Raw genomic sequence first — 24,049 nt, 5'->3', positions numbered from 1 at the left:
AGGGACAGGGGATGAGCCTTTCGGCAAGCTGGCAGTTCTGGGCGCTGGTGGCGGCGGTGTTCGCCGCGCTGACGGCGATCTTCGCCAAGGTCGGCATCAGCGACATCGACAGCGATCTGGCCACCTTCATCCGCACCTGCGTGATCATGCTGGTGCTCGGTGCCATCCTGACGGCCATGGGAAAATGGCGCCATCCGTCCTCCATCCCGATCAAGACCTGGGTCTTTCTCGGCCTTTCGGGACTGGCCACAGGCGCATCCTGGCTTGCCTATTTCAGGGCTCTCAAACTGGGAGACGCGGCGCGGGTGGCACCGCTCGACAAGTTGTCGATCGTGCTGGTGGCGATCTTCGGCGTGCTGTTCCTGGGCGAACAGCTCTCCGCGCTCAACTGGCTCGGGGTGGTGCTGATCGGCGCCGGCGCGATCCTGCTCGCGGTGTTTTGACCGCTCAGATCCCGAACCAGACCCGCACCGGGTTTGCCGGATCACTGATCAGCTTGAGAGCCAGCGCCACGCAGGTGATCACCAGCAGCGGCTTGATGATCCTTGCGCCGTTCTTCATGGCCAGCCGCGACCCGGTCTGCGCGCCGAGAAACTGCGCCACACCCATCATCAGCCCGATTTTCCAGGAAATGACGCCGACAAAGGCGAAGACGGTGAAGGCGCCAAGATTGGAAGCGAAATTCAAAAGCTTCGTATGCGCCGTGGCCTTGAGCAGGCCGTAGCCCGCAAGCGCGACAAAGGCGAGCATGAAGAAGGACCCGGTGCCGGGGCCGAAAACCCCGTCGTAGAAACCGATCAGCGGCACGACGATCAACCCGAACAGGAAGGGCGAGAGCCGGCGGGCGCGGTCGATATCGTCCATGTTCGGCTTGAGCGCGAAATAGAGCGCGATGGCCACCAGCAAAAAGGGCAGGAAGGCACGGAAGACATCGCCCGGAATGACGGTGGCGAGCAGCGCGCCCAGCGCCGCCCCAAGTGCCGAGAGGGCCGCCGGCGCAAGCTGGGTCTTGAGGTCGACATGGCCCTTGCGGGCATAGGCGACGGTGGCCGATGCGGAGCCGAACAGTCCCTGCAGCTTGTTGGTGCCCAGCGCCTCGACTGGGCTCAGGCCGGCGAGCAGCAGTGCGGGGACCGCGATCAGGCCACCGCCTCCGGCAATCGAATCGATGAAGCCGGCCATGAATGCCGCAGCCAGCAGCAACAAGGTGAGCGAGAGCGTCAGGTCTTCCATGGGCTAGCCTGTCTGGCGGAGAGTTACCGGAGAAACGAGGCGGGACCTATCGCATGCAGGGATGCTCTGGACAATCGGCAGGTACAGGTTACTTTTTGATCGGTGGGGACTCATCGAGGCCTGAGGGGGCTGCCGGGATGCTTGGGCTTTTTACTTCGATTTCACGCCTGTTCGGGCGCAAGCCGCAGTTTTCAGGCGCGCTCGACGAGCTGTCCGAAGATCCGGTTCGTCTGGCTGAGATTCTCCTGCTGTTCCGGATGGTGCTTGCCGACGGCATCGTGCAACCTTCCCAACTCACCGCTTTCGAACGGATCTGTGAGCGGCATTTCGGCATCAGTCCGCGCGACATGCCTGAATTGCACGCGCTTCTCGACTCGCCCAAGGCCCGGTCGTACGAGGCGCAGGCCTTCACACTGCTGGGCCAGCTTGACACGAAGGCGCGAACCATCCTTCTTGACGACATGATGCAGATCGCTCGCGCCAACACCACGAGGGACGAGCGCGATGAACGATTGCTGCGCAGGACCGCCAGCCTGCTCGGGCTGGAGCCGGGTGCTATCGATCTCAAGGAGAAGGAACAGGTGATGAATGATGCGGCGGGCAAAAGCCCGAGTTTCGGAGAGCGGGTCCGGGCGTTTCTGGACCAGTCCACGTCACTGAGCAAGGTGGCGCACGACCCGGTGCTGACGGCGGAGCTGCTGCTTCTGGTCCGCATGTCATTCGCCGACAAGTCGGTCGAGCCTGCGGAAGCCGACGCCTTTGCCGCCATCTGCACACGGCTTCTGGGGCTGAACGGCGACGAGCTGTCCGATATTCTGAAATACCTCAATGATTTCGGCTATGAAACCACGGACGCGCAGGCCGCGTCCATGCTCGCCGACCTCGACGAAGCGCGGAAACGGGAGATCCTCGATCACCTGGCGACCGTCGCCAAGGCGGATGGCGAGGTAGACGCGCGGGAACGGCGTCTGCTCGAAGCGACGGCCCGACGGCTGGGGTTTGCCTGAGAGGCGATCCGGCTCTCATTTCGGCTTTGGCGCAGATCAGCGCCTGGCTGGCGCAATCGGGGTTTGACCTCCAAATCCCGAACCCCTATGACTCGGCCCATGTGCGACGGCGCCTGATGACAGGCTGAGAGAAATTCCGGTGCGGCCGACTTAAATCAAGGGCCAAATCCGGGGCTGTCCGGTTCGGTAAGACGGGATGCGGCTTCAGGGCCGGCGTCTCTTCATCCGGCGTATCGTGCTGTTGTTGTCACGTTGTCCGGAGGCCCCGATGCGCACGCTTGCCTTATCCATTGCTGGTTCTTTCATTTTCGCTCATGCGGCGTTGGCCCATGGCGGTCATGTCGGTGATCTGGCGGGCCATTCGCATTGGCTCGGCTGGGCAGCGGCTGCTGCCGCGGGCGCGATTGCGGCCTGGGCGATCAAGCGTGGCAGCAAGAGCAAGTCTGCCGCCAAGGACACGTCGGACAAGGCCGATGGCGGCAAGAACACCGAAACAGCGGAGGCCTGAATCGTGAGCAGCAACGGAATTCCGGACAAGGCCGGCATCATGGTCTGCGGCCATGGCAGCCGCAACCAGAACGCAGCACGCGAATTTGCCACGGTCGCCGAGGGGCTGAAGGCCCGCTATCCGGATGTTCCGGTGGAATACGGCTACCTCGAATTCTGCAATCCCGTGATCTCCGAAGGGCTCGACCGCTTGCGCGCCAAGGGCGTCACCCGGGTTCTAGCGGTGCCGGGCATGCTGTTTGCCGCAGGCCACGCCAAGAACGACATCCCCTCGGTGCTCAACACCTACCAGGCGCAAAATCCCGGAACGGTGATCAATTACGGCCGCGAACTCGGCATCGACCTGAAGATGATCCGCGCCGCCGGCGCGCGCATCCAGGAGGCGCTCGACACGGCCAACAGGGAGCAGGGCGAGGTGGCCTTGCATGACACACTGCTGATGGTTGTCGGCCGGGGATCATCCGATCCCGATGCCAATTCGAATGTGTCGAAGGTGATGCGGATGCTCTGGGAAGGCTTCGGCTTCGGCTGGGGCGAAACCTGCTATTCCGGCGTCACCTTTCCGCTGGTGGGACCGGGGCTCAGCCATGCGGCGAAGCTCGGCTACAAGCGCATCATCGTGTTCCCCTATTTCCTGTTCACCGGCGTGCTGGTGAAGCGGATCTATTCCGAGACCGACGCGGTGGCGGCCAACCACCCCGAGATTCAGTTCATAAAGGCGTCTTACCTTAGCGATCATCCGCTGGTGCTCGACACCTTCCAGGACCGGGTGCAGGAGATCGTCGAAGGCCAGGCACTGATGAATTGCCAGATGTGCAAGTACCGCGAACAGGTGCTGGGCTTCGAGGCCGAGGTCGGCCTGCCGCAGGAGAGCCATCACCATCACGTGGAGGGCATTGGCGGCGGGCTGGAAAACTGCCCCTGCAACGGCGACTGCGACGCGTCGTGCCGGGACGAGGATTTCTGCAAGGCGCACGGGCTGCCGTGGACACCGGTGCACAGCCATGCAAGCCCGGCTTCGCTCGAGCCGGTGCATGACCATTCGCATGACCATGATCGTCCGCACGACCACCCGCATGATCACGACCATAGCCATTCGCACGATCATCATCACCATCCCTATCCGCATGCCGACCATCCGCACGGTCCGCGCTCGATGGAAAAGAAGAAGAGCTGAAACTTGATCGCGCCAACGCCCATCCGTGATCCGGCGGAAATCTACCGGCGGTCGTTTGCCATCATCCAGGCGGAAGCGGATCTGGCTCGTTTCGGCGCGGACACAAGGTCGATCGTGGTGCGGATGATCCATGCCTGCGGCATGGTCGATCTTGCCGACGACATCGTCGTGTCGCCCGGGTTCGCGAAGAGCGCACGGACGGCGCTGGAAGCGGGCGCGCCGGTTCTGTGCGACGCGGAGATGGTTCGGCACGGGATCATCACGCGGCTGATGCCTGCCGGCAACGAGGTCAAGTGCCTGCTCAACGAGCCAGAAGTGCGCGAGATTGCAGCGCGCGACGAGACCACGCGGTCAGCGGCGCAGGTCGATCTCTGGGCCGAGCGGATGGCGGGCGCGGTAATTGCCATCGGCAATGCGCCGACGGCGCTGTTCCGGCTGCTCGAACTCATCGATGCCGGTGCGCCCAGGCCCGCGGCGATCATCGGAGTGCCGGTCGGGTTCGTCGGTGCGGTGGAAAGCAAGGAGGCGCTTGTCGCCGATCCGCGCGGTGTCGAGTTCCTGACCGTCAAAGGCCGGCGCGGCGGAAGCGCGCTCGCCAGCGCCGCTGTCAACGCGCTTGCCGGGGGGCTTGAGGGTCATGGCTAGCGGTTCGGGCGCGCAAGCGCCCTGGCTCACCATCATCGGTATCGGCGACAACGGGCTCGACAGCCTGACCCCGCCGGCGCGTCTGCTGTTCGAGGCGGCCGAGACCATCATCGCGCCCGAGCGGGTGCTCTCGCGGATTGACTGCGGGGCGCGGGAAACCATCCCCTGGACCTTCGGCATCAAGGAGACCATCGCACTGGTGATGGCGCGGCGCCGCAAGCCGGTGACGATCCTGGCGACAGGCGACCCGATGTTCTTTGGCGTCGGCGCGACGCTGATGCGCCAGCTCAATGCCGAGGAGATGCGGGTGATCCCGTCGCCGTCGGCCTTTTCGCTGGCTGCGGCGCGGCTCGGTTGGGCGCTGCAGGACGTGGCGATGATTTCCCTGCATGGCCGCTCGGTGCACGGGCTTGCCTCGCATGTTCATCCCGGTGCGCGGATCATCGCGCTAACCTCCACCGGGCATACGGTTGTCGAGGCAGCACAGATTCTGAGCGCCCGCGGCTATGGCCGCTCCGAGATGCATGTGGCTGAGCACATGGGCGGACCGGACGAACGGATCAAGGTGATGCGCGCCGACCGGATCGCCGCCGACAAGCCGCACTTCGCGGATTTCAACACGCTGGCGATTGCCTGCGTGGCGCAGCCGGGTGCTGCGTTGCTCCCGCCCGTTCCGGGGCTGCCCGACGAGGCGTTCGAACATGACGGGCAACTGACCAAGCGGGAGGTGCGAGCGGTGACATTGTCGCGGCTCGGCCCGGTGCCGGGTGGCTTGATGTGGGATGTCGGTGCGGGGTGCGGCTCGATCGGCATCGAATGGATCCGGACGGCGCGCGGGGCACGCGCTATCGCCGTCGAGGCCAATGAAGTGCGGAGGAAGATGGCGGCGCACAACGCGATTACGCTAGGCGCGCCGGGGCTCGAGATCGTTGCTGGTACGGCCCCCGATGCGCTCGCCGGGCTTGAGACGCCGGACGCCGTTTTCATTGGCGGCGGGATCTCTAACGATGGCGTTTTCGAAGCCTGCTGGGATGCGCTCAAACCCTCCGGCCGACTGGTCGCGAACGCGGTGACGGTGGAGGGCGAGGCCAGGCTGTTCGCGCTCCAGTCGGTGCATGGCGGGGAACTCGTGAGGCTGCAGGTGAGCCGCGCCGAACCGGTCGGCCGCTACCTCGGCTGGAAGCCGCTGATGCCGGTGACGATCTGGTCGGCGACGAAAGGACTGGATGCATGAGCGGCAAACTTTACGGACTCGGGCTTGGTCCCGGAGACCCCGACCTGATCACGCTGAAGGCGCATCGCATCCTGCAGAGCGTGCCGGTGATCGCCTGGCCGGCGCCCGATACGGGCCCGAGTTTTGCGCGCGCGATTGCGGCGCCGCACCTGCCCGGCGGGCAGACGGAAATTCCGATCGTGGTGCCGATGCGCACCGAGCGGTTCCCGGCGCGCGATGTCTACGACAAGGCCTCAACGGAGATTGCGGCGCATCTCGATGCGGGCCGTGACGTGGCGGTGCTGTGTGAGGGCGATCCGTTTTTCTACGGCTCGTTCATGTATGTGTTCGAGCGGCTGGCGGAGAAATACCCGACCGAGGTGGTGCCGGGTGTCTCTTCGATGATGGCTGCGGCGAGTGCTGCGGGGCGTCCGCTGGCCGCGCGCAACGATGTGCTCAGCGTCGTGCCGGGTCCACTTAGCGATGAAGAGCTCACAAATCGATTCAACGTCGCAGATGCATTAGCGATCATTAAGATAGGCAGGCATTTCAAGCGCTTGAGAGCGTTGATTGAAAAAATGAATCTGCTGCCTCATGCAATCTATGTGGAACGCGTGTCGCTCGATGCCGAACGGCTGATGCCGCTTGCCGAAGTCCCCGAGGACACGGCTCCGTATTTTTCGATGATCCTGATCTACAAGGGCGGCGAGGACTGGATCCAGTCGCTGCCCGGGAGCAAACCATGACCACATCTCCCGCCATCATCATCCTTTCCGACGCGGCCCTGCCGATGGCGAGGCGCATTGCCCGGGCGACCGGCGGCGAGGTGCACGGGCTGGACCGGCGTATAACGGAAACCATTGACGTAACCTTTACAGATGTGGGGTCACATTTAGCCTCCCTGTTTCAGGGCGGTCGTTCCATCGTCGCGCTGATGGCCTCGGGTGCGGTGATCCGGCTTCTGGCTCCGCACCTCGGTAACAAGATGAGCGAGCCTCCCGTGATCGCTGTCGCCGAAGACGGGTCGTGTGTGGTTCCGCTTCTGGGTGGGCATCACGGAGGCAATGATCTGGCGCGTGAGCTTGCCAGTGCCCTTGACGGGTTTGCCGCGATCACCACGGCGGGCGATCTCAAGTTCGGCGTCGCGCTCGACCAGCCGCCGGAAGGCTGGGTGCTGGCCAACCCGGAAAATGCCAAGCAGGCGATGGCGGATCTTGTTGCCGGTAAGTCGGCGCGGCTGGAGGGTGAGGCGGCATGGCTGAGCGACAGCGGTCTGCCGCTGTCGGCTGATGGCGAGGTTGTCCTGGCCACCTCGAACACGATTGTTTCGCCGCTTGCTAGCGCGCTGCTCTACCACCCGAAAAATCTCGTTCTCGGGATTGGCTGCGAACGTGGTGCGGATGGGGAGGAAGCTCTTGCTCTGGCGCTCGACACTCTTGCTCTGGCTGGCCTGTCTCCTGCGTCGGTTGGATTGGTTGCGTCGATCGATGTGAAAGCTGACGAGACGGCAGTTCACCACGTGGCGAAGCACTTCGGTTGCCCCGCACGGTTCTTCGATGCGGCGACGCTGGAAACCGAAACGCCTCGGCTCAAGACCCCTTCCGACATCGTCTTCGCCGAAGTCGGCTGCCATGGCGTGGCCGAGGGTGCAGCACTGGCGGCCGCTGGCCCATCGGGCGAGCTGATCGCGGAGAAACGCAAGAGCCGCCGCGCGACATGCGCCATCGGACAGGCACCGCAAGCTTTCACCGAGGCGACCCTGCCGGGTCGGGCCCGCGGCAGGCTGATGGTGGTCGGCATCGGGCCGGGGGCCGGCGGCTGGCGTTCGCCGGAGGTTTCGGCAATGGTTTCGGCCTCCACCGATCTGGTTGGCTACTCGCTCTATCTCGATCTGCTCGGACCGCTGGCCAAGGGCAAGGCCCGGCATGATTTCGATCTCGGCAAGGAAGAGGCCCGCGTGCGCCATGCGATGGAACTGGCGGGCGAGGGAAAATCCGTGGCGCTGGTCTGTTCCGGCGACGCCGGCATCTATGCGATGGCGACGCTGGTCTTCGAACTGCTCGACAAGGCCGAGGGGCCTGAAGGTTTGACGCCGGAGGCGCGGCGGATCGAAATCGCGGTGTCGCCGGGAATCTCGGCGCTGCAGGCCGCCGCCGCGCGCGCCGGCGCTCCGCTCGGACACGATTTCTGCACCATCTCGCTGTCGGATCTCCTGACACCATGGGAGGATATCAAGCGGCGGGTGACGGCGGCGGGCGAGGGAGATTTCGTCATCGCCTTCTACAATCCGGTGTCGAAGAAGCGGCGGACGCAGCTCGCCTGGGCGCGCGACAAGCTGCTCGAGCATCGCCCGGCATCGACCCCGGTGATCCTCGCCACCAATCTCGGTCGCGAAGGGGAACTCATCCGCATCGTGGCCCTAGGCTCCCTCAATGTCGACGATGTCGACATGCTGACCGTGGTTGTCGTGGGTTCATCCAATTCCTCGACGGTGACGACCGGCGACGGCAGGACCTGGGTCTACACGCCACGTGGTTACGCGCGGAAGGAAGGAACGGCCATGACCAACACCATTGCAGGAGACGCGGCATGACCGTCTATTTCATCGGGGCTGGACCAGGCGCACCGGACCTCATCACGGTGCGTGGCCTCAAGCTGATCCAGCGCTGCCCGGTGTGCCTCTATGCGGGATCGCTGGTGCCCGAGGAGATCGTGCATGCGGCGCCCGCCGATGCTCTGGTCAGGGACACCGCGCCGATGCATCTCGACGAGATCATCGCGGCAATGAAGACCGCCCATGCGGCCGGTCAGGACGTGGCGCGGGTGCATTCGGGTGATCCGGCGATCTACGGCGCGGTCGCCGAGCAGATGCGCAGGCTCGATGCGCTCGGGATCGATTATGAAGTGGTGCCCGGTGTGCCGGCCTTCGCCGGGGCGGCCGCGAGACTGGCGACCGAGCTGACATTGCCGGAAATTGCCCAGACGGTGATCATCACCCGCACAGGCATGAAGGCATCCTCGATGCCGGAATTCGAGCAACTCGAGATCCTCGGCCAGTCGCGGGCGACGCTCGCCATCCACCTGTCCATCCGCAATCTCGACTATGTCCGCCGCTCGCTGGAGCCGTTCTACGGCGCCGATTGCCCGGTGGTGATCGCCTATCGCGCCACCTGGCCGGACGAGCTTTACATCCGCACCACGCTGGAAGGGATGAAGGAAGAGGTCCGCGCCCACAAGATCACCCGCACGGCGCTCATTCTGGTCGGCAAGGTGTTCGGCGAGAACAATTTCCGCGACAGCGATCTGTACAATTCCGATTACTCGCATGTGCTCCGGAATGTCGGGAAAAAGAAGAAGGCGAAGGCTGTCTGAGCGTTACCCTTCGGAAAATTCCGGCAGCCCGGCCTGGGTTTTCTTTGGCAGGCTCTTGCGAACGAGACGATAGGACTGGAGGACGCGCGCTCTGAGTTCCTCTGGCTCCATGTCCCAGTCAAGCAGCACCCAGGAGGCGTGAAAATACGGTGCCTTGGTTCCGACGCCCATCTCGATGAGCATGACCGCCGTTTCGACGCTGTCGGTCTTTACCGCGACGCCGGGCATCACCGCGCCGATGGAGGCAAACATCTTGCCGCCGATCTTCCAGGCATCGTGACCTCCACCCCAGGGATCGGAGACTTCAGCCCCCGGCAGGGTCGCGCAGATGGAGTTGACGGTTTCACGGCTCATCGGCTTGTGCCTATTGCATGAGACATTCCGAATAAATGACTATGCGTCGACTGGCCTGAAAGTGATCTTGCCCCGCACGCTGTCTTTGACCCGCGGTTTGGCGACGATCTCGACATCCTGATCGAATGCCGTGAGAAAGCCAATCAACCGCTCCATCGAATATTCGCGAAAGTTGCCCTTGAAAAGGCGCGAGACTTCCGGCTGGCTGATTCCCATAAAGGCGCCGGCGCGAGCCTGAGTCATCTTCGCGCGCTGCGTGAGCCGATACAGTTCAGCTACGATCTGGGCTTTCAAGAAATGATTGTCGGCGTCCGGCAGTCCCAACTCTGCGAAGATGTTGGGATCGCTGGCATAGATCTGGTCGGGGTCAGTGTTCATTTCTTGTAATCCTCATGCATGCGCAATTTGTAATCCGCTTGTGCGACTTGGAGCCGACGTTTGATAAGATCCAGTTCGGCCTTCGGGCTTCTGATTCCGCGCTTGGATTTCTTCTTGAAACTGTGCAGCACATAGACCGCTGTTTCAAAACGGACCGTATAGACGGAACGAAATGTGTCGCCATCATAGTCACCGATCAGTTCAACGACTCCTGAACCCAGTCCCTTGAGTGCCTTCGCGGAGGGCGGATGCTGGCCGGTTTGAGCCAGGAACAACTGAAATCCGAATTCTTCCTGAATTCTCGGCGGGAATTCGGCGTAGTCCTTCCGACTTGTGGCGATCCAGAACAGGGGACGTTCGGGGCGTGGTAAGCGGTCCATATCCGGGATTATGAGTAATTACTCATTAATTGTCAAGATCGATGACAGGAAACAGACAACTATGCGCATCGATGGCTAGGTCTTGTCAGCGCCCAACCATGATCACCGGCAGCCCCAATTCCCGCGCCGCCTCGATCTTGGCGTAGGCGGCGGTGCCGCCGGAGTTGCGGCAGACGATGTGGGTGATGGAGTGGGCGATCAGCAGCATGGTTTCCACTGCCGCCGTGTCGCCGGGCCGGCCGAGCACAAGGGCGTGATCGGGCAGGTCGAGCGGGACAGTTGGCGGGTCGATCATGCGGACAACGAAATGCACGTCGTCGCGGCTGGCGAACAGACCGATGTGCTGGGAGCCGAGCGCCAGCAGCACCCGGGCGCGGGGCGGGATGGCGTCGCGCGCCTGCTCCAGCGTTTCCACCTCTATCCAGGTGTCGCCGGGTTGCCGGGTCCAGGGCTTGCGGGTGCGGATCTCGAGCGGCACGCCGGAAACTCTTGAAGCTTCGAGAGCATTGGCGCTGATCTGGCGGGCAAAAGGGTGGGTGGCATCGATCAGCCGGGTCACGGTATTTTCGACGAGATAGCGCGCGAGCCCGTCGACACCGCCGAAGCCGCCGGTGCGGACCTCGCCGGCGAGCGGCGCAGGTTCCTTCGTGCGGCCGGCGAGCGAGGTGATGATGCGGGCGTCGGGATGGGTTGCGACCAGCTCTTTGGCGAGTTGCGCCGCTTCCCGGGTTCCCCCGAGGATCAGGATGGTTTCGACAGGTCCGGTGCTATTGGGCATGGGCGAGCAGATTTCCTGAACGATCGGTGACCATGACATCGACTGCAACCGGCGCGCCTCGCAGGGCATCGAGCGCGACCGAGCGCACCTTATCCGCGATTGCTGTCGGAAGATCGATGCCTTCACTGCGAGTCATTTCAAGTACTTCCAGCGCCGTGTTGGCTGCCAGAATCCTGTCCTTCAAGTGGATTCCACCAAGCGCATCCGCCTGGCTCGCGAGCCATTCCATGTCGACCTGGCTGCGTCCCGAGTGCAGATCCATGGCCCCTTGCGCCAGCTTGCACATCTTGGCGAAGCCGCCGGCGATGGTCAGGCGCGGGACAGGATGGGCCCGGAGATATTTAAGCAGGCCGCCGGCGAAATCGCCCATGTCGAGACAGGCAATGTCGGACAGGCCATGAAAGGCTTGTGCGGTCTTCTCCGAGCTTGAGCCGGTGGCGCCGAGTACATGCGGAAACCCTTCGGCGCGGGCGACATCGATGCCGCGATGGATCGAGTGGATCCAGGCGGCACAGGAAAAAGGATGGACGATGCCGGTGGTGCCGAGCACGGAAAGCCCGCCGACGATGCCGAGCCGCGGGTTCCATGTCTTGAGCGCCAGCTCGGCGCCGTTCTCGATGGCGATCTCAATCTCGATGTCGGGCGTAATGCCGTGCTCATGGCACAGGGCCGTGACCACCTCCGTCATCATCATCTGGGGAACCGGGTTGATGGCCGGCTCGCCGACCGGGACGGGGAGACCCGCCTTGGTGACGGTACCCACGCCTGCGCCCGCCTTGAAGACAATGCCCGAGCCTTGGGACAGGAGGCGGACGGTTGCCATCACCAGAGCGCCGTGGGTGACATCCGGATCGTCGCCGGCATCCTTGATGATGCCGACCATGGCCCGGTCGCTGTCTGCCTGTTCGCGCGCCAGCGCAAAGCTGGGTGTCTCGCCCCTGGGCAGGGTGATTTCGACGGGGTCGGGGAATTCGCCGGTAAGCAGCGCTGTCAGCGCCGCCCTGGTCGCGGCGGTGGCGCAGGCCCCGGTGGTCCAGCCGCGGCGCAGCGCCGTGGCGGGCTTTTCCAGCCGGATTTCGTTTTCGCCAGCGTCCATGTCGCAGTTCCCGGTCGTGTCTTGCCTGTTGCCGTTATAGAGTGCGATTGATACGGGTGTAACCCATGGTGATTTGTCGAAATCACCTTACAAGGTTGAACGGAAACGCATGAGCGACTGGCAACAGAATCTGCCGCAGATGAAGCCCGGCGAAGTGTGGCTGGTGGGCGCCGGTCCGGGTGATCCCGGGCTCCTGACGCTGCATGCCGCCAATGCGCTCGCCCAGGCCGACGTGATCGTTCATGACGCGCTGGTCAATGCCGATTGCCTGAAGCTGGCGCGCACCGGCGCCGTTCTCGAATACGCCGGCAAACGCGGCGGCAAGCCGTCGGCCAAGCAGCGCGACATCTCGCTGAGGCTGGTCGAACTGGCGCGCGAAGGACACCGGGTGCTGCGGCTCAAGGGCGGCGATCCGTTTGTCTTCGGGCGCGGCGGCGAGGAAGCGCTGACGCTGGTCGAGCATCACATCCCGTTCCGCATTGTGCCGGGGATCACCGCCGGCATCGGCGGGCTGGCCTATGCGGGCATCCCGGTCACGCATCGCGACACCAATCATACAGTCACCTTCCTGACCGGGCATGATTCCAGCGGTGTCGTTCCCGACAAGATCGACTGGGACGGGGTCGCCCGGGGAAGCCAGGTCATCGTCATGTACATGGCGATGAAGCACATCCCCACGATTACCTCTCGGCTGATGGCGGCCGGGCGCGACGCGGACGAGCCGGTGGCATTCGTCACCGACGCGTCCACCGCCACGCAGAACGTGCTTGAAACCACGCTCGCAAGGGCGGCGGACGATGTGGCTGCATCGGGCCTTGAACCGCCGGCAATTGTCGTGGTCGGGCAGGTTGTGCGGCTCCGACCGGCGCTTGACTGGATGGGCGCTGCAGCCGGCAGGGTGTTGACCGCCGATCCCCTGGGAAATCGCGCAAACGCGCAGAAAGACAGTGCATGACAGGCCTGATGATTGCGGCGCCCCGGTCGGGCTCCGGCAAAACCACGGTAACGCTCGGACTGCTCAGGGCGCTCAAGCGCCGCGGCGTGGCTCTTGCGCCGGGCAAGGCGGGGCCGGACTACATCGATCCGGCGTTTCATGCCGCGGCCAGCGGCGAGGTCTGCCTCAACTACGATCCGTGGGCGATGCGCAGCGATCTGCTGCTCGCCAATGCCTCGCTGCAATCGCAGGGCGGCCGGATGCTGATGATCGAGGCGATGATGGGGCTGTTCGATGGTGCGGCGGACGGCTCGGGTTCTGCCGGAGACCTTGCAGGTCTTCTCGGCCTGCCGGTGATCCTGGTGATCGACTGCACCGGAATGTCGCATTCGGTGGCGGCGCTGGCGCGGGGTTTTGCCAATTTCCATCCCGATGTGCTGGTGCCCGGGGTGATCCTCAACCACGTGGCAAGCCCCCGGCATGACGGGATGTTGCGCCAGGCACTGGAGAATGCCCGCGTCGAAGTACTCGGCTCGTTGCCCCGCAACGAGAAGCTGGTGCTGCCCGAGCGCCATCTCGGGCTGGTGCAGGCGGGCGAGAACGAGCGGCTTGCCGAGCTGATCGACGATGCCGCCGACGTGATGGAAAGCCGGATCGATCTCGACAAGCTGATCAGGCTGGCGCAACGCGCGCCCGCCAAGCCGGCGCCCGCCAATATCCCACGGCTTCCGCCCCCTGGGCAGAAGATCGCCGTGGCGAGGGATGTGGCTTTCGCGTTCTTCTACGAACACATGCTGCTCGGCTGGCAGCGGCGCGGGGCGGAATTGACCTTTTTCTCGCCGCTCGCCGACGAGGCGCCCGCAGCTGACTGCGACGCCGTGGTGCTGCCCGGCGGCTATCCGGAACTTCACGCGGGCGCGATAGCCGGCGCAGGTCGGTTCAAGGCGGGCATGCAGGCGGCTATCGATCGGGGTATTCCGGTCTATGGCGAGTGCGGCGGCTACATGGTGCTGGGGGAGGGCCTGATTGACGCCGACGGCGTGCGTCACGAGATGCTCGGCGCGCTGCCATTGGTGACCAGCTTCGCCAACCCCAAACGACATCTGGGCTACAGGCGGCTCACGCCCGAGCCGGGTTTCTTCTGGAACATGGAGCTTTCGGCGCACGAGTTTCACTACGCCACCGTCGTCTCGGAAGGCGAGGCAGACGGACGGCTGTTCGCAGCGCGCGATGCGTTGGGCGCGGACCTTGGCTCTGCCGGGCTGCGCCGCGGCAGAGTTGCAGGATCATTCATGCATGTGATCGACCGGATAGATTGAACATGACCCAACAGCCCGCTGCACCGATCGCCCATGGAGGGGCGCTTTCCGAGGCCATCGCCAAGTATGGCGGCACGGCTTCCGAATGGCTTGACCTGTCGACCGGGATCAGCCCGTTCAGCCTGCCGCTGCCCGAGATTTCAGCCGACAGCTGGCGGCGTCTGCCCGAGCAGAGCGAAGTGCGGCGGGTCTGCGAACTGGCGATGCGGCACTATGGCGGATCTGTGGTGCCAATCGCGGTACCCGGCACGCAGGCGGCAATCCAGTTGCTGCCGTTCCTGACGCCGAACGCGTCGGAGGTCGCCGTCGTCTCGCCGACCTATGGCGAATACGAGCAGGCCTTCCGGCGGATGGACATGGAGGTTGATCCGATCGACGCGCTGGATGGTGCGACCGTAACGCGAGCAAGCGTTGCGGTGCTGGCAAATCCGAACAATCCGGATGGCCGCGAGACACCGCGCGACGATATCTTCGGTTTTGTCCGGGCGCAGCGCCACCGGCTGGTAATCATCGACGAGGCCTTCGCAGACATGCGGCAGGACCTGACGATGGTCGGGGCAGCCGGGATGGAGCCCAATCTCTTGGTGATGCGCTCTTTCGGCAAGTTCTTCGGTCTCGCCGGCCTGCGGCTGGGTTTTGTTTTCGCCGAACCCGCGCTTGCGAAGATCCTGAGTGACCGGCTCGGCCCCTGGGCGGTGTCCGGCCCGGCGCTGGCAATTGCCGCGCATGCCTTTTCCCGGCGCGATCTCGTCAACGAGCTTCGCAACAAGCTCGACAAGGCCCATGCGATGACACGGTCGGCGCTGAAAATGGCGAGCGTGCCGATTGTCGGGGAAACCGCGCTGTTCTTCTATTGCGAGGTGGGTGACGGTGCCGCGGTTCGCGACCTTCTCGCCAGTCACAAGGTACTGGTGCGGGCCTTCGAGCACAGCCCGTCGCGGATCCGCATCGGTCTCGTCCCCGACGAGTTGTCCGCCGTCAGGCTTCGCGAAACATTGCGGCTTGCGAGGCCGCAGGCTTCGTAATGGGTCATCTCGCGGTTCTGCTGGCCGCCCTGGTTGTCGATCGCATCATCGGCGATCCGGACTGGCTGTGGCGGCGGATCAGCCACCCGGTGGTGATTTTCGGCCACGCCCTCGGATTTGTCGACCGGCGCTTCAACCGGAGTTCGGATCCCGCGGCCACGCGCCGCCGCAAGGGGCTGCTGGCAATGCTCGCATTGCTGCTGGCGGCGGCGGTTTGCGGTTGGGGCCTTGTCCGGCTGTTCGATGGCATGGGTGTTGCCGGAACGGTGCTTGAAGTGCTGGTGGTCGCGGTGTTCCTGGCGCAGAAGAGCCTTGCAGACCATGTCCTTGCGGTCGCGGTCGGGCTTCGCGAAAACGGATTGACCGGCGGGCGCAGGGCGGTTTCGATGATTGTCGGGCGTGATCCTGAAGCGCTCGACCAAGCGGGGATCTCCAGAGCCGCGATCGAGAGCCTGGCCGAGAATTTTTCTGACGGAATCGTCGCTCCGGCACTGTGGTATGCGCTACTCGGGCTGCCCGGCCTCCTGGCCTACAAGATGCTTAACACCGCGGACTCGATGATCGGGCATCTCAACGAGCGGCATCGGGATTTCGGACGGGCGGCGGCGAAACTGGATGACGCAGCCAACTGGCCGGCGGCCCGCCTGTCCGCATTGCTGATTGCCGCCGGGGCAGGACTGGTGAGTGGACGAACTGCCATGCGCCGTTCCCTGGGCGTGGCGCTCACCGATTCCGGCCTGCACCGATCCCCCAATGCCGGCTGGCCAGAGGCTGCAATGGCCGGTGCTCTCGGCTTGGCGCTGGCCGGCCCGCGGCAATATGGGGGCGAGATGGTGATGGAGGCCAGCCTCAATGCGGCAGGCCGAAGAGACGCGAATGCCGGAGATATCCGTGCCGCTCTGATGATTTTCCGGCGCGCCTGCGACTGCCTGGCGCTGATGGTCGGGCTGGTTTTTGTTGTTTCAATTTAATTCACAAAATTCAATGGCATAGGGATGCCTGTCGGATTTTATGCAGTATTTTAACTTTAACTTACAAAATCCTGTGCCTAAAGTAGCAGCCGGCTAGTACATTCAGCAGCAGGGTAACTGGGGAAACACACATGCGAAATCTGTTCTTGTCTGGGCTTCTTGCTCTCTTACTTGCGCCTTTGTCGTCGGCTTCGGCCATTGCGGCGAACCTCATCGCCAAAGTCGATATCTCGACCCAGACGATGGTGGTCAGCCAGAATGGCGTTGTGAAATACAAGTGGCCTGTTTCAACCGGTCGCAAGGGATACTCCACACCGACCGGAAGTTATTCGGCCCAGTGGCTGTCGCGTCACCACCGTTCGCGCAAGTACAACAATGCGCCGATGCCGTATGCGGTGTTCTATCACCGCGGCTATGCGGTTCATGCTACCTACGACACCAAACGTCTCGGCAGGCCTGCATCACATGGCTGCGTTCGTCTTGCGCCTGAAAACGCAGCCACATTCTTCTCGCTGGTGCAAAAGGCCGGCAACAAGAATACCCGTATCGTGATCAACTATTAAGACTTGGATGATGCATCGGGCCCGGGGCTGCCGGGCCTTTTCGCCTGCTTGAGTTGGTGCTTGATGTTCCATCGGTCATGGAACCATTGCCACTGACCGGGATATTCGCGGACCCAGCTTTCGACCTTGTCGTTCAGCTTTTGCGCGGTGGCTTTCACATCGACGCTGCCATCGGGATGACGGGGGATTTCGAACTCCGGCTCGAGCTCCAGCCGGTGGCGTCCGTTCGGAAGACGGATCGCGCGGGCAGGGTGAACGACGCAGTCATACTGGCGCACCAGCTTGGCAAGCAGAGGGTTGGTGTGCGCCTCAAGACCGAAAAAGGTGGTCTCCTCGCCCTTGTGGAATTTCTGGTCGACCAGAACGCCGACGCCCTTGCCGGCTTCAAGCCGCCGCGCCAGGGTGAACGCGGCACCGGCGCGCGAGGGGACGAGATGCCCCATCTTGGTGCGCCGGGCTCCGAGGACCTTCTTGGCGATGTAGGGATTGTTGGGTGGCCGGAACAGCGCCATGACATCGAGTTCGTAGGCTGCGGCCGCGATCGGCAGGAATTCGAAATTGCCGGTATGGGCGGTGAAGACGATGAACGGCTTGTTCTCGTCGCGCAGCTTGTCGAAGATCTCGTCGCCGGCGGTCTCGATCCGCCCGGGGCTCGTGTTCCTGCGATCGAAGTCGAACAGCTCGTCGAGGAAGACGTATTCAGCCGCCAGCCGGGCCATGTTGCCCCACATGTCGAGGGCGATCTGTTGGTGTTCGGCGTTCGATTTTTCCGGAAAGGCTCTTGCCAGATTGGTCATCGCCAGTTTGTGGCGCGGCGTCAGGGGGCCGATCCGCCGGGCCATGGCGGCAACGAAATTGATCGCCTTGTCGGCGGGAAGCAGCGATATCAGCCGCAGCAGGCCGAAGATCGCCATGGCGATCACCCAGTCCCTGGCGCGCCTGAGTGCAATGACGATGCGCGTGAGCACCATGCGGAAGGTGTTGGACATGTCCGTGCGCCGGCCTCAATCCATCCGCAGGATGATCTTGCCGAAGACGTCGCGGCCTTCCATACGGGCGAGTGCAGTATCGATCTCATCGAAACCCACTTCCGTGTCGATGACAGGCTGGACCAGGCCGGCGGCCATCTTCTGCATGGCGTCGGCCATGTTCTCCATCCGGCAACCGAAGGAGCCAAAAAGCTTGAGTTGCTGCTGGAACAGCATCATCAGGTTCATCTGCGTCGATACGCCCGATGTCGAGCCGCAGGTGACCAGGCGCCCGCCGCGCTTGAGCGACAGCATCGAGCCGGCCCAGGTGTCCGCGCCGACATGCTCGAAGACGACATCGACGCCGCGCTTTTTCGTGAGTTTGCGGACCACGCCCTCGAAGCGATCCTCGCGGTAGTTGATCACATGATCGGCGCCCAGAGCCTTGGCGGGCTCGATCTTGGCGTCGGAGCCGACAGTGGTGATGACGGTGCAGCCGATTTTCTTGGCAAGCTGGATCGCGGCCGTGCCGATGCCGGATCCTCCGGCGTGGATCAGGATGGTTTCGCCGGGCTCAAGCTTGGCATTGTCGAACAGCATGTGCTCGACGGTGCCGAAAGTGACCGGGGCCACGGCCGCGCCGATCGCAGTCACGCCGGGAGGCGCGGGAACCAGAAGCCGTGCCGGCAGATTGACCTGCTCCTGGGCGAAGCCATCAAGATGGAAGCCGTGAACGCCGCTGACATGTTCGCACAGATTGTCCCGGCCTTCCCGGCAAGGGCGGCAGAGGCCACAGGTGCGGGCGCCATAGATCGAAACCAGCTGTCCCGGAACCAGTCCGGAGACGCCATGCCCGATCGCGTTGACCACGCCGGATGCCTCTGCGCCGATGACCAGCGGCATCTTGCGCTTGGCAAAGGCCATGCCGCGCCAGCCCCAGACATCGATGTGGTTGAGCGCCACCGCCTTGATCGAAACCGTTGCTTCACCGATGCCCGGCGGCGGGGGAGGAGGCAGATCCACCGTCTCAAGCTTGCGATCCTCGATCAGTTGCAATGCCCGCATGAATAATGTCCTTCTCCGCTTGGCGGCGCCTTGCTGCCGCCAGTGTATCTTGCAGGCTTCGCTGTCCGCCCGGCATCCAGGCGAGCGTTACGTCCCGGCGCTCACGCTTTCGGCAGATGCCCGATGCGTATGGTCGGAGCCGTCGCCTTGGCGGGAGATGACTTAAGCGGGTTCAGCCGACATGACAAGGCATGCATTCTGTCCGCCGAATCCAAATGAATTGGAGAGAACGCTGGTGACGTTGGCATCGCGTTTGATGTTGGGCACCACGTCGAGCGAAATCGACGGGTCCGGATTGTCGTAATTGATCGTGGGCGGCAGCGTGCCGGTGCTAATGGTCAGAAGCGAGAACACGGCTTCCACAGCGCCGGCAGCCGTCAGCGTGTGACCGATCATCGACTTGTTCGAGGACACCGGAACGTCGGGCATGCGATCGCCGAACACCGTCGACAGCGCCAGATATTCCATCTTGTCGTTTTCAGGGGTCGAGGTGCCGTGGGCGTTGATGTAGCCGATTTCATCGGCCGAAAGTCCGGCGTCTTCGAGGGCGGCGCGGATGGTGGCGATCGCCGGCGCACCGCCGGGCGAGGAACGGGTGCGGTGGAAATCGTCGGCCTTTTCGCCGCATCCGCTGATGATGCCGAGAACCTTTGCGCCGCGCGCGACGGCGGCTTCCAGGGATTCGAGCACCAGGGTGGCGGAACCTTCGGCGATGACGAAACCGTCGCGATCCTTGGTGAACGGCCTGGAGGCCTTCTCCGGCGGATCGTTGTTGGTGGACAGTGCGGAAAGCAACGAGAAGCGGATCAGGGCTTCGGCGCTGACGGATCCGTCGGTAGCGACGCTCAGCGCACGATCGGTGCGGCCCTGGCGGATTGCCTCGACGCCGAGCTGGATGGCGGTGGCGCCGGAAGCGCAGGCAGTCGAGAGGGTAACCGGCAGTCCGCGGGTTCCGAACCTGTCGGCCAGGCGCTCCGAAATCGATCCGAACAGCATTGACTCGTGCGCGACGGGATCGGCCTTCTCGCGCAGGACGGCGAGAAACTGGTCATAGGCGTTTCCGGTCATCTGTTCCGGTCTGACGCGGTCACCGAGGTCGAAACGGGTGATCCATTCGGGTTCGATCGGCGGAGCCGCGAGGAACAGCGGGCCATTGAAATCGCCCGAGATGCCAGCCTCGGCCAGGGCCTCGACCGTGGTTTCGCGTGCAAAGGCAAAGGAGCGCTCGACCGTTGTCGGCGCCGGGATGTCGATGAAATCGACGGTGCCGCAGATGCGGGTGGACAGACCTTCGGACGGAAACCGCGTGATCGGGTGGATGCCGGACCGACCGGCAGTGAGCGCCTGCCAGTTGTCTGTCACTCCCTGGCCTAGGGAGGAAACGACGCCCATGCCGGTCACCGCGACAAGCGGACGGCCAAGATGGTCCCTATAGGCGGCTTTGCTCATGACATCCTCGTCAGTCGGGCCATGCCTTCACCGCGAACATGGCCAATGGTGGTCACGATCGCCGAGTTGGCAGCTCTTGTTGCAACGGCGTCTTCACCGGCCGCAAAGGGGCTGACCGGTGCATCGTCATCAAGCGCCAGACAGGCCAGCGCGACAGCCGCGGGGAACTGTGCCTCGATGGCATGGCCAAACAGGGCGCTGATCGTGCGGATCGGTGTGGCCGGAAACTGTGCTTCAAGGAAGGCCCGTTCGCGGGCGCTGAGTTCCGGCAGGCCGGTGGCGCCGGAGAACACGACGGTGTCCTCGCCGCCCGTTGCGCCGGTGTCATCGGCGAGCCGGGCAAGCCGTTGCTCCAGGCGATCACCCTCGCGTGAGCCGCGATCTCCCAGAACAGCGTCGAGCCGGGCGTAGACATGGGCGCCACGCGCCTGGGCATGGTCAAGCGATTCGAGCACCAGAAATGCCCCCGCTGTTCCCAGGTTCATGCCGCTTGCGCTGCCGTCACCGGTCCAGAATGGCTGTTTTGGGTCCTTGCCCAGCGACTGGATCGCCTCGCGGATCATCAGCAGATCGAGCCGCTCGGCGAGATAGGCGCCGCCCACGAGGCAGTGGGTTGATTGTCCGGCGGCGATGCGGGCATAGCCGGTTTCCACGGACGAGATCCCCGCGCCTTCCTCGCCCATCAGCGTGCGCGAGGAGCCGGTTACCTTGTGGACGATGGAAATGTTGCCGGCCAGAAGGTTGGACAGTTGCGCCAGGAACAGGGTCGGGCGCAACTCGGTTGTCAGTTTCTCGTTGAGCAGCTGCTCGCGGTCGTTGCGCTTGCGGCCTTCCTCGACAATCAGGGTATCGACCGCGATGTCGCGTTCGCCGCCGCCGGCGGCAACGATCATGTCCATCGAGGCGCAGGCTTCGGCGTCTTCCTTCAGGCCCGCGTCATCAAGCGCGAGGCCGGCCGCATAAACGCCCAGCCGTTGCCAGTTCTCCATCTGGCGCTGGTCGCCACGACGCGGAATCTGCGCCGACCAGTCGATCTCGGGCAGGGGGTGGATGGTGTAGGGCGGGAAGCGCTCGCTGTCGATCACCCTGGCCGGCACGGTGCCCGCCATCAACTGCTCGCGGTGAGCCTGGCATCCGACTCCGAGCGAAGTCACCAGACCGACGCCGGTCACGACAACCTGATGGCGCGTATCTGTCATTGCCGTTCTCCTGCAGCCTTCGCCATTGCGGTCAAGAGGCCCACTTCGCCGGCACGGGTTCGCACGATATCGGCAAGCGGGACCTGATCGAAAGCAACGGTTCTGAACTTGAGCTGGCTGTCAGCCACCTTCTTGCCGCCGCTTGTTATTCTTGCCTTGGTGACCGCGTAGCCCGAGCCTTCGTGCTCAAGAACGGCCGTGATTTCCAAAGCGGCTCCCGGTTTGACAAAATCGCGCATCTTGGCGCCATCGACTGCCATCAGGAAAGGCATCGCCGCAAAGCCGGTCTTGGCCAGAATCACGAAGCCGCAGGCCTGGGCCATTGTCTCGATGAGCAGGACACCTGGCACCAGCGGCATGCCGGGAAAATGACCCTCGAATACGGGGCTGGTGTCGGGGACCGTCGAGCTTGCGATGAGTGTTGCGGCCTCGAGGTCAAGCGCCTCGATCCGGTCGATCATCTGAAAATATTCAAGCTGCATGACTTGCCCCGCCGCGCCGGGCGTCAGCCCTTTGCGGCCCTCAGCTCGTCGATCTTGGCGCAAAGATTGCCAAGCACGAAGTATTCTTCGGTCGAAGCCTTGCCGTCATTGACTTCCTGAGTCCACTGCTCGAGCGGGATCTTGATGCCGAATTCCTTGTCGACGGCAAACACGATGTCGAGGAAATCGAGGCTGTCGATGCCCAGATCGTCGATTGTGTGGCTTTCGGGGGTGATGGAGTCGCGGTCAATCTCGCTGGTCTCGGCGATGATGTCGGCGACCTTGTCAAATGTTGCGGTCACGCTCATTTCCTCATTGGATGATGGTTTGGCCGAACCTATAGAAAAATCCGGCGCAAAAGCCAATGGCTTCTTTGTTCCGCTGTTTCAGGCCAACCTGTCTGCCGCCATCAAATGGGAACGGAAAGATCAGACTGCAAGCGAATGGCGTGCCACGCCGGTCCCGAAGTAGCCGTCGAAAGCAGACGCCACCGAGCGAACGAATGGTCGGCCCTTCGGGGTGATCTGGAAAAGACCACCGGAAAACCCGATCATGCCGTCGGTGTCGCATTGTGCCAGATATTCGGCTTCGTCAAGGATGTTCTCGGCGGCGCCGCCAAACTCGTGCCGGATGGTGGCGAACGAGAAAGCGAAATCGCACATCAGAAGCTCGATGATGCGGGCCCGGATGCGGTCTTCCGTCGACAGCTCGAAACCGCGCACAACCGGCAGGTTGCCGAGATTGACCTGCCGCTGGTACTCGCCGGTGGACGGCTGATTCTGGACGTAGCCCTGGGGCAGCTGGCCGATCGAAGAGGCGCCCATGCCAATGAGGGCGTCGGCGGTGTCGCTGGTATAGCCCTGAAAATTGCGGCGCATCGTGCCGGAGGCGGCGGCTATCGCCAGACTGTCGGCAGGCAATGCGAAATGGTCGATGCCGATCGCGGTGTACCCCGCCGATGTGAGCGACGAGGCGGCGCGATTCATCTGCGCGAATCGTTCGGTCAGATCCGGCAACACCGACTCATCGATCATTTTCTGGTGTGTCTTCATCCACGGAACATGGGCGTAGCCGAAAAGCGCGATTCGGTCCGGTTTCAGGGAGAGAACCTGTTTGATGGTGCGGTCGACGGAATGGCGGGTCTGATGCGGCAGACCGTAAAGAACATCGCAGTTGACGGATCTCACGCCGCGGGCGCGCACCTGCTCGACGACCTCACGGGTCTGTTCGAATGTCTGTTCGCGATTGATCGCCTTTTGTACCTTTTCGTCAAAATCCTGCACGCCGATGGAGGCGCGGGTCATGCCGATTTCCGCCAGCGCATCGTATTTTTCAGCGGTCAGGTCGTTGGGATCCATCTCGACGCTGATTTCCGCGTCCGGTTCGAAGTCAAACCGGCTGCGCAGCATCTGGTTGAGCGCAATCATGTCGTCAGGGTGCAACATCGTCGGCGACCCGCCGCCCAGGTGAAGCGCCGTAACCTTGCAGCCGGGATCGATCAGGCTGGAAATCGTTTCCATCTCGTTTTCCAGGGCGGCGAGATAGGTTTTCAGGGGCTCGTATTTCAGGGTTTGCTTGGTGTTGCAGCCGCAGAACCAGCAAAGGCGATCGCACCAAGGGATGTGGATGTAGAGAGACAGCGTCTGTCCGGATGTCAGCTGGCGCAGCCAGCGGGCGTAGACATCGCCATCTATGCCTGCATGAAAATGCGGGGCGGTCGGGTAGCTGGTATAGCGCGGCGCCGGGCCACCGTGCTTGCGAACGAAGTCTTTTTGCATGTTGCGGTCTCTCTTGTATCACACAGCACATTGACTGCTGCGCGCTTTCCCGCCTTGACTTTGATCAAACCGCGCTGTTCTTTGATCGCAAACCCGAGGTGCCCAAAGGGCCTGAATCGCGATGTTGCCGGGTGCGAAGGCCAAATGGTTCTAGCG

General features: G+C 63.3%; 27 protein-coding genes. 14 read left to right on the top strand and 13 right to left on the bottom strand.

Annotation, left to right across the window (positions count from 1 at the left end; genetic code table 11):
- Positions 1 to 11 precede the first annotated feature (11 nt).
- The gene (locus O4H62_RS10135) at positions 12 to 443 is read left to right on the top strand and encodes an EamA family transporter (protein WP_269387430.1); all 432 of its coding nucleotides are present in this window, start codon (positions 12 to 14) and stop codon (positions 441 to 443) included.
- A 4-nt stretch (positions 444 to 447) separates the two neighbouring features.
- Here the strand turns inward: O4H62_RS10135 and O4H62_RS10130 are convergent, their stop codons facing one another.
- Entirely contained in the window at positions 448 to 1,233 is a 786-nt protein-coding gene (locus O4H62_RS10130; RefSeq protein ID WP_269387428.1) for a TSUP family transporter, read from the bottom strand.
- A 137-nt stretch (positions 1,234 to 1,370) separates the two neighbouring features.
- On the opposite strand from O4H62_RS10130, the gene O4H62_RS10125 reads away from it, so the two are divergent.
- From O4H62_RS10125 to cobM, 8 genes are all read left to right on the top strand, one after another.
- Positions 1,371 to 2,240: a TerB family tellurite resistance protein gene (locus O4H62_RS10125; RefSeq protein WP_269387426.1), complete on the top strand. Its 870-nt coding sequence runs from the start codon at positions 1,371 to 1,373 to the stop codon at positions 2,238 to 2,240.
- A gap of 268 nt (positions 2,241 to 2,508) precedes the next feature.
- Positions 2,509 to 2,748, top strand: coding sequence for a DUF6732 family protein (locus O4H62_RS10120; protein WP_269387425.1), 240 nt, complete (start codon positions 2,509 to 2,511; stop codon positions 2,746 to 2,748).
- Between the two features lie 18 nt (positions 2,749 to 2,766).
- A complete protein-coding gene (locus O4H62_RS10115; RefSeq protein WP_269387592.1) occupies positions 2,767 to 3,924 on the top strand; it encodes a sirohydrochlorin chelatase in 1,158 nt (385 codons plus the stop codon).
- A 3-nt stretch (positions 3,925 to 3,927) separates the two neighbouring features.
- The gene (locus tag O4H62_RS10110) at positions 3,928 to 4,569 is read left to right on the top strand and encodes a precorrin-8X methylmutase (protein WP_269387423.1); all 642 of its coding nucleotides are present in this window, start codon (positions 3,928 to 3,930) and stop codon (positions 4,567 to 4,569) included.
- Entirely contained in the window at positions 4,562 to 5,803 is a 1,242-nt protein-coding gene (gene cbiE, locus O4H62_RS10105) for a precorrin-6y C5,15-methyltransferase (decarboxylating) subunit CbiE (protein WP_269387422.1), read from the top strand. The genes O4H62_RS10110 and cbiE overlap by 8 nt, the downstream gene beginning before the upstream one ends.
- A complete protein-coding gene (cobI, locus tag O4H62_RS10100; RefSeq protein WP_269387421.1) occupies positions 5,800 to 6,528 on the top strand; it encodes a precorrin-2 C(20)-methyltransferase in 729 nt (242 codons plus the stop codon). The genes cbiE and cobI overlap by 4 nt, the downstream gene beginning before the upstream one ends.
- Positions 6,525 to 8,375, top strand: coding sequence for a precorrin-3B C(17)-methyltransferase (cobJ, locus tag O4H62_RS10095; protein ID WP_269387420.1), 1,851 nt, complete (start codon positions 6,525 to 6,527; stop codon positions 8,373 to 8,375). Before cobI ends, cobJ begins: the two co-directional genes overlap by 4 nt.
- A complete protein-coding gene (cobM, locus tag O4H62_RS10090; RefSeq protein ID WP_269387419.1) occupies positions 8,372 to 9,154 on the top strand; it encodes a precorrin-4 C(11)-methyltransferase in 783 nt (260 codons plus the stop codon). The genes cobJ and cobM overlap by 4 nt, the downstream gene beginning before the upstream one ends.
- A 3-nt stretch (positions 9,155 to 9,157) precedes the next feature.
- On the opposite strand, the gene O4H62_RS10085 is transcribed toward cobM, so the two are convergent.
- The 5 genes from O4H62_RS10085 to O4H62_RS10065 form a co-directional block, all read right to left on the bottom strand.
- Positions 9,158 to 9,508 (bottom strand): MmcQ/YjbR family DNA-binding protein, encoded by a 351-nt coding sequence (locus O4H62_RS10085; RefSeq protein ID WP_269387418.1) that lies wholly within the window; start codon positions 9,506 to 9,508, stop codon positions 9,158 to 9,160.
- Positions 9,509 to 9,547: 39 nt separating this feature from the next.
- Positions 9,548 to 9,886 (bottom strand): helix-turn-helix domain-containing protein, encoded by a 339-nt coding sequence (locus tag O4H62_RS10080; RefSeq protein WP_269387417.1) that lies wholly within the window; start codon positions 9,884 to 9,886, stop codon positions 9,548 to 9,550.
- The gene (locus tag O4H62_RS10075) at positions 9,883 to 10,266 is read right to left on the bottom strand and encodes a type II toxin-antitoxin system RelE/ParE family toxin (RefSeq protein WP_269387416.1); all 384 of its coding nucleotides are present in this window, start codon (positions 10,264 to 10,266) and stop codon (positions 9,883 to 9,885) included. Before O4H62_RS10075 ends, O4H62_RS10080 begins: the two co-directional genes overlap by 4 nt.
- A gap of 85 nt (positions 10,267 to 10,351) precedes the next feature.
- Positions 10,352 to 11,044 (bottom strand): cobalt-precorrin-6A reductase, encoded by a 693-nt coding sequence (locus tag O4H62_RS10070; protein WP_269387415.1) that lies wholly within the window; start codon positions 11,042 to 11,044, stop codon positions 10,352 to 10,354.
- Complete coding sequence (locus O4H62_RS10065; RefSeq protein WP_269387414.1) at positions 11,034 to 12,140, bottom strand: cobalt-precorrin-5B (C(1))-methyltransferase; 1,107 nt, start codon at positions 12,138 to 12,140, stop codon at positions 11,034 to 11,036. The genes O4H62_RS10070 and O4H62_RS10065 overlap by 11 nt, the downstream gene beginning before the upstream one ends.
- A gap of 109 nt (positions 12,141 to 12,249) precedes the next feature.
- Between O4H62_RS10065 and cobA the strand changes: the two genes are divergently transcribed.
- The 5 genes from cobA (at position 12,250) to O4H62_RS10040 (ending at position 16,952) form a co-directional block, all read left to right on the top strand.
- A complete protein-coding gene (cobA, locus tag O4H62_RS10060) occupies positions 12,250 to 13,095 on the top strand; it encodes a uroporphyrinogen-III C-methyltransferase (RefSeq protein ID WP_269387411.1) in 846 nt (281 codons plus the stop codon).
- On the top strand, positions 13,092 to 14,393 hold the full coding sequence (locus tag O4H62_RS10055; protein ID WP_269387410.1) for a cobyrinate a,c-diamide synthase: 1,302 nt from the start codon (positions 13,092 to 13,094) through the stop codon (positions 14,391 to 14,393). Before cobA ends, O4H62_RS10055 begins: the two co-directional genes overlap by 4 nt.
- Before the next feature lie 2 nt (positions 14,394 to 14,395).
- Positions 14,396 to 15,418 carry a threonine-phosphate decarboxylase CobD gene (gene cobD / locus O4H62_RS10050; RefSeq protein ID WP_269387409.1) on the top strand — a complete coding sequence of 341 codons (1,023 nt, stop codon included), beginning with the start codon at positions 14,396 to 14,398 and terminating at the stop codon, positions 15,416 to 15,418.
- Complete coding sequence (gene cbiB / locus O4H62_RS10045) at positions 15,418 to 16,389, top strand: adenosylcobinamide-phosphate synthase CbiB (protein WP_269387406.1); 972 nt, start codon at positions 15,418 to 15,420, stop codon at positions 16,387 to 16,389. Before cobD ends, cbiB begins: the two co-directional genes overlap by 1 nt.
- 131 nt (positions 16,390 to 16,520) lie before the next feature.
- Positions 16,521 to 16,952 (top strand): L,D-transpeptidase, encoded by a 432-nt coding sequence (locus O4H62_RS10040; protein ID WP_269387404.1) that lies wholly within the window; start codon positions 16,521 to 16,523, stop codon positions 16,950 to 16,952.
- Here the strand turns inward: O4H62_RS10040 and O4H62_RS10035 are convergent.
- From O4H62_RS10035 to hemN, 7 genes are all read right to left on the bottom strand, one after another.
- Positions 16,949 to 17,941: a lipid A biosynthesis lauroyl acyltransferase gene (locus O4H62_RS10035; protein ID WP_269387403.1), complete on the bottom strand. Its 993-nt coding sequence runs from the start codon at positions 17,939 to 17,941 to the stop codon at positions 16,949 to 16,951. The genes O4H62_RS10040 and O4H62_RS10035 overlap by 4 nt on opposite strands.
- 15 nt (positions 17,942 to 17,956) lie before the next feature.
- Positions 17,957 to 18,985, bottom strand: coding sequence for a zinc-binding dehydrogenase (locus O4H62_RS10030; protein ID WP_269387402.1), 1,029 nt, complete (start codon positions 18,983 to 18,985; stop codon positions 17,957 to 17,959).
- 162 nt (positions 18,986 to 19,147) lie between these two features.
- Entirely contained in the window at positions 19,148 to 20,434 is a 1,287-nt protein-coding gene (locus tag O4H62_RS10025) for a beta-ketoacyl-ACP synthase (RefSeq protein ID WP_269387401.1), read from the bottom strand.
- The gene (locus tag O4H62_RS10020; protein ID WP_269387400.1) at positions 20,431 to 21,633 is read right to left on the bottom strand and encodes a beta-ketoacyl-ACP synthase; all 1,203 of its coding nucleotides are present in this window, start codon (positions 21,631 to 21,633) and stop codon (positions 20,431 to 20,433) included. The genes O4H62_RS10025 and O4H62_RS10020 overlap by 4 nt, the downstream gene beginning before the upstream one ends.
- Positions 21,630 to 22,115, bottom strand: coding sequence for a 3-hydroxyacyl-ACP dehydratase FabZ family protein (locus tag O4H62_RS10015; RefSeq protein WP_269387398.1), 486 nt, complete (start codon positions 22,113 to 22,115; stop codon positions 21,630 to 21,632). Before O4H62_RS10015 ends, O4H62_RS10020 begins: the two co-directional genes overlap by 4 nt.
- Before the next feature lie 23 nt (positions 22,116 to 22,138).
- Positions 22,139 to 22,423: an acyl carrier protein gene (locus O4H62_RS10010; protein WP_152599498.1), complete on the bottom strand. Its 285-nt coding sequence runs from the start codon at positions 22,421 to 22,423 to the stop codon at positions 22,139 to 22,141.
- Positions 22,424 to 22,543: 120 nt separating this feature from the next.
- Positions 22,544 to 23,893: an oxygen-independent coproporphyrinogen III oxidase gene (hemN, locus tag O4H62_RS10005; RefSeq protein ID WP_269387396.1), complete on the bottom strand. Its 1,350-nt coding sequence runs from the start codon at positions 23,891 to 23,893 to the stop codon at positions 22,544 to 22,546.
- Between the last annotated feature and the right edge of the window lie 156 nt (positions 23,894 to 24,049).

This window comes from Parahoeflea alexandrii, assembly GCF_027214025.1.
Taxonomy (GTDB): domain Bacteria; phylum Pseudomonadota; class Alphaproteobacteria; order Rhizobiales; family Rhizobiaceae; genus Hoeflea; species Hoeflea alexandrii_A.
Note: the sequence above shows the minus strand (reverse complement) of the source record. Positions and strands in the feature narration are given on the sequence as shown.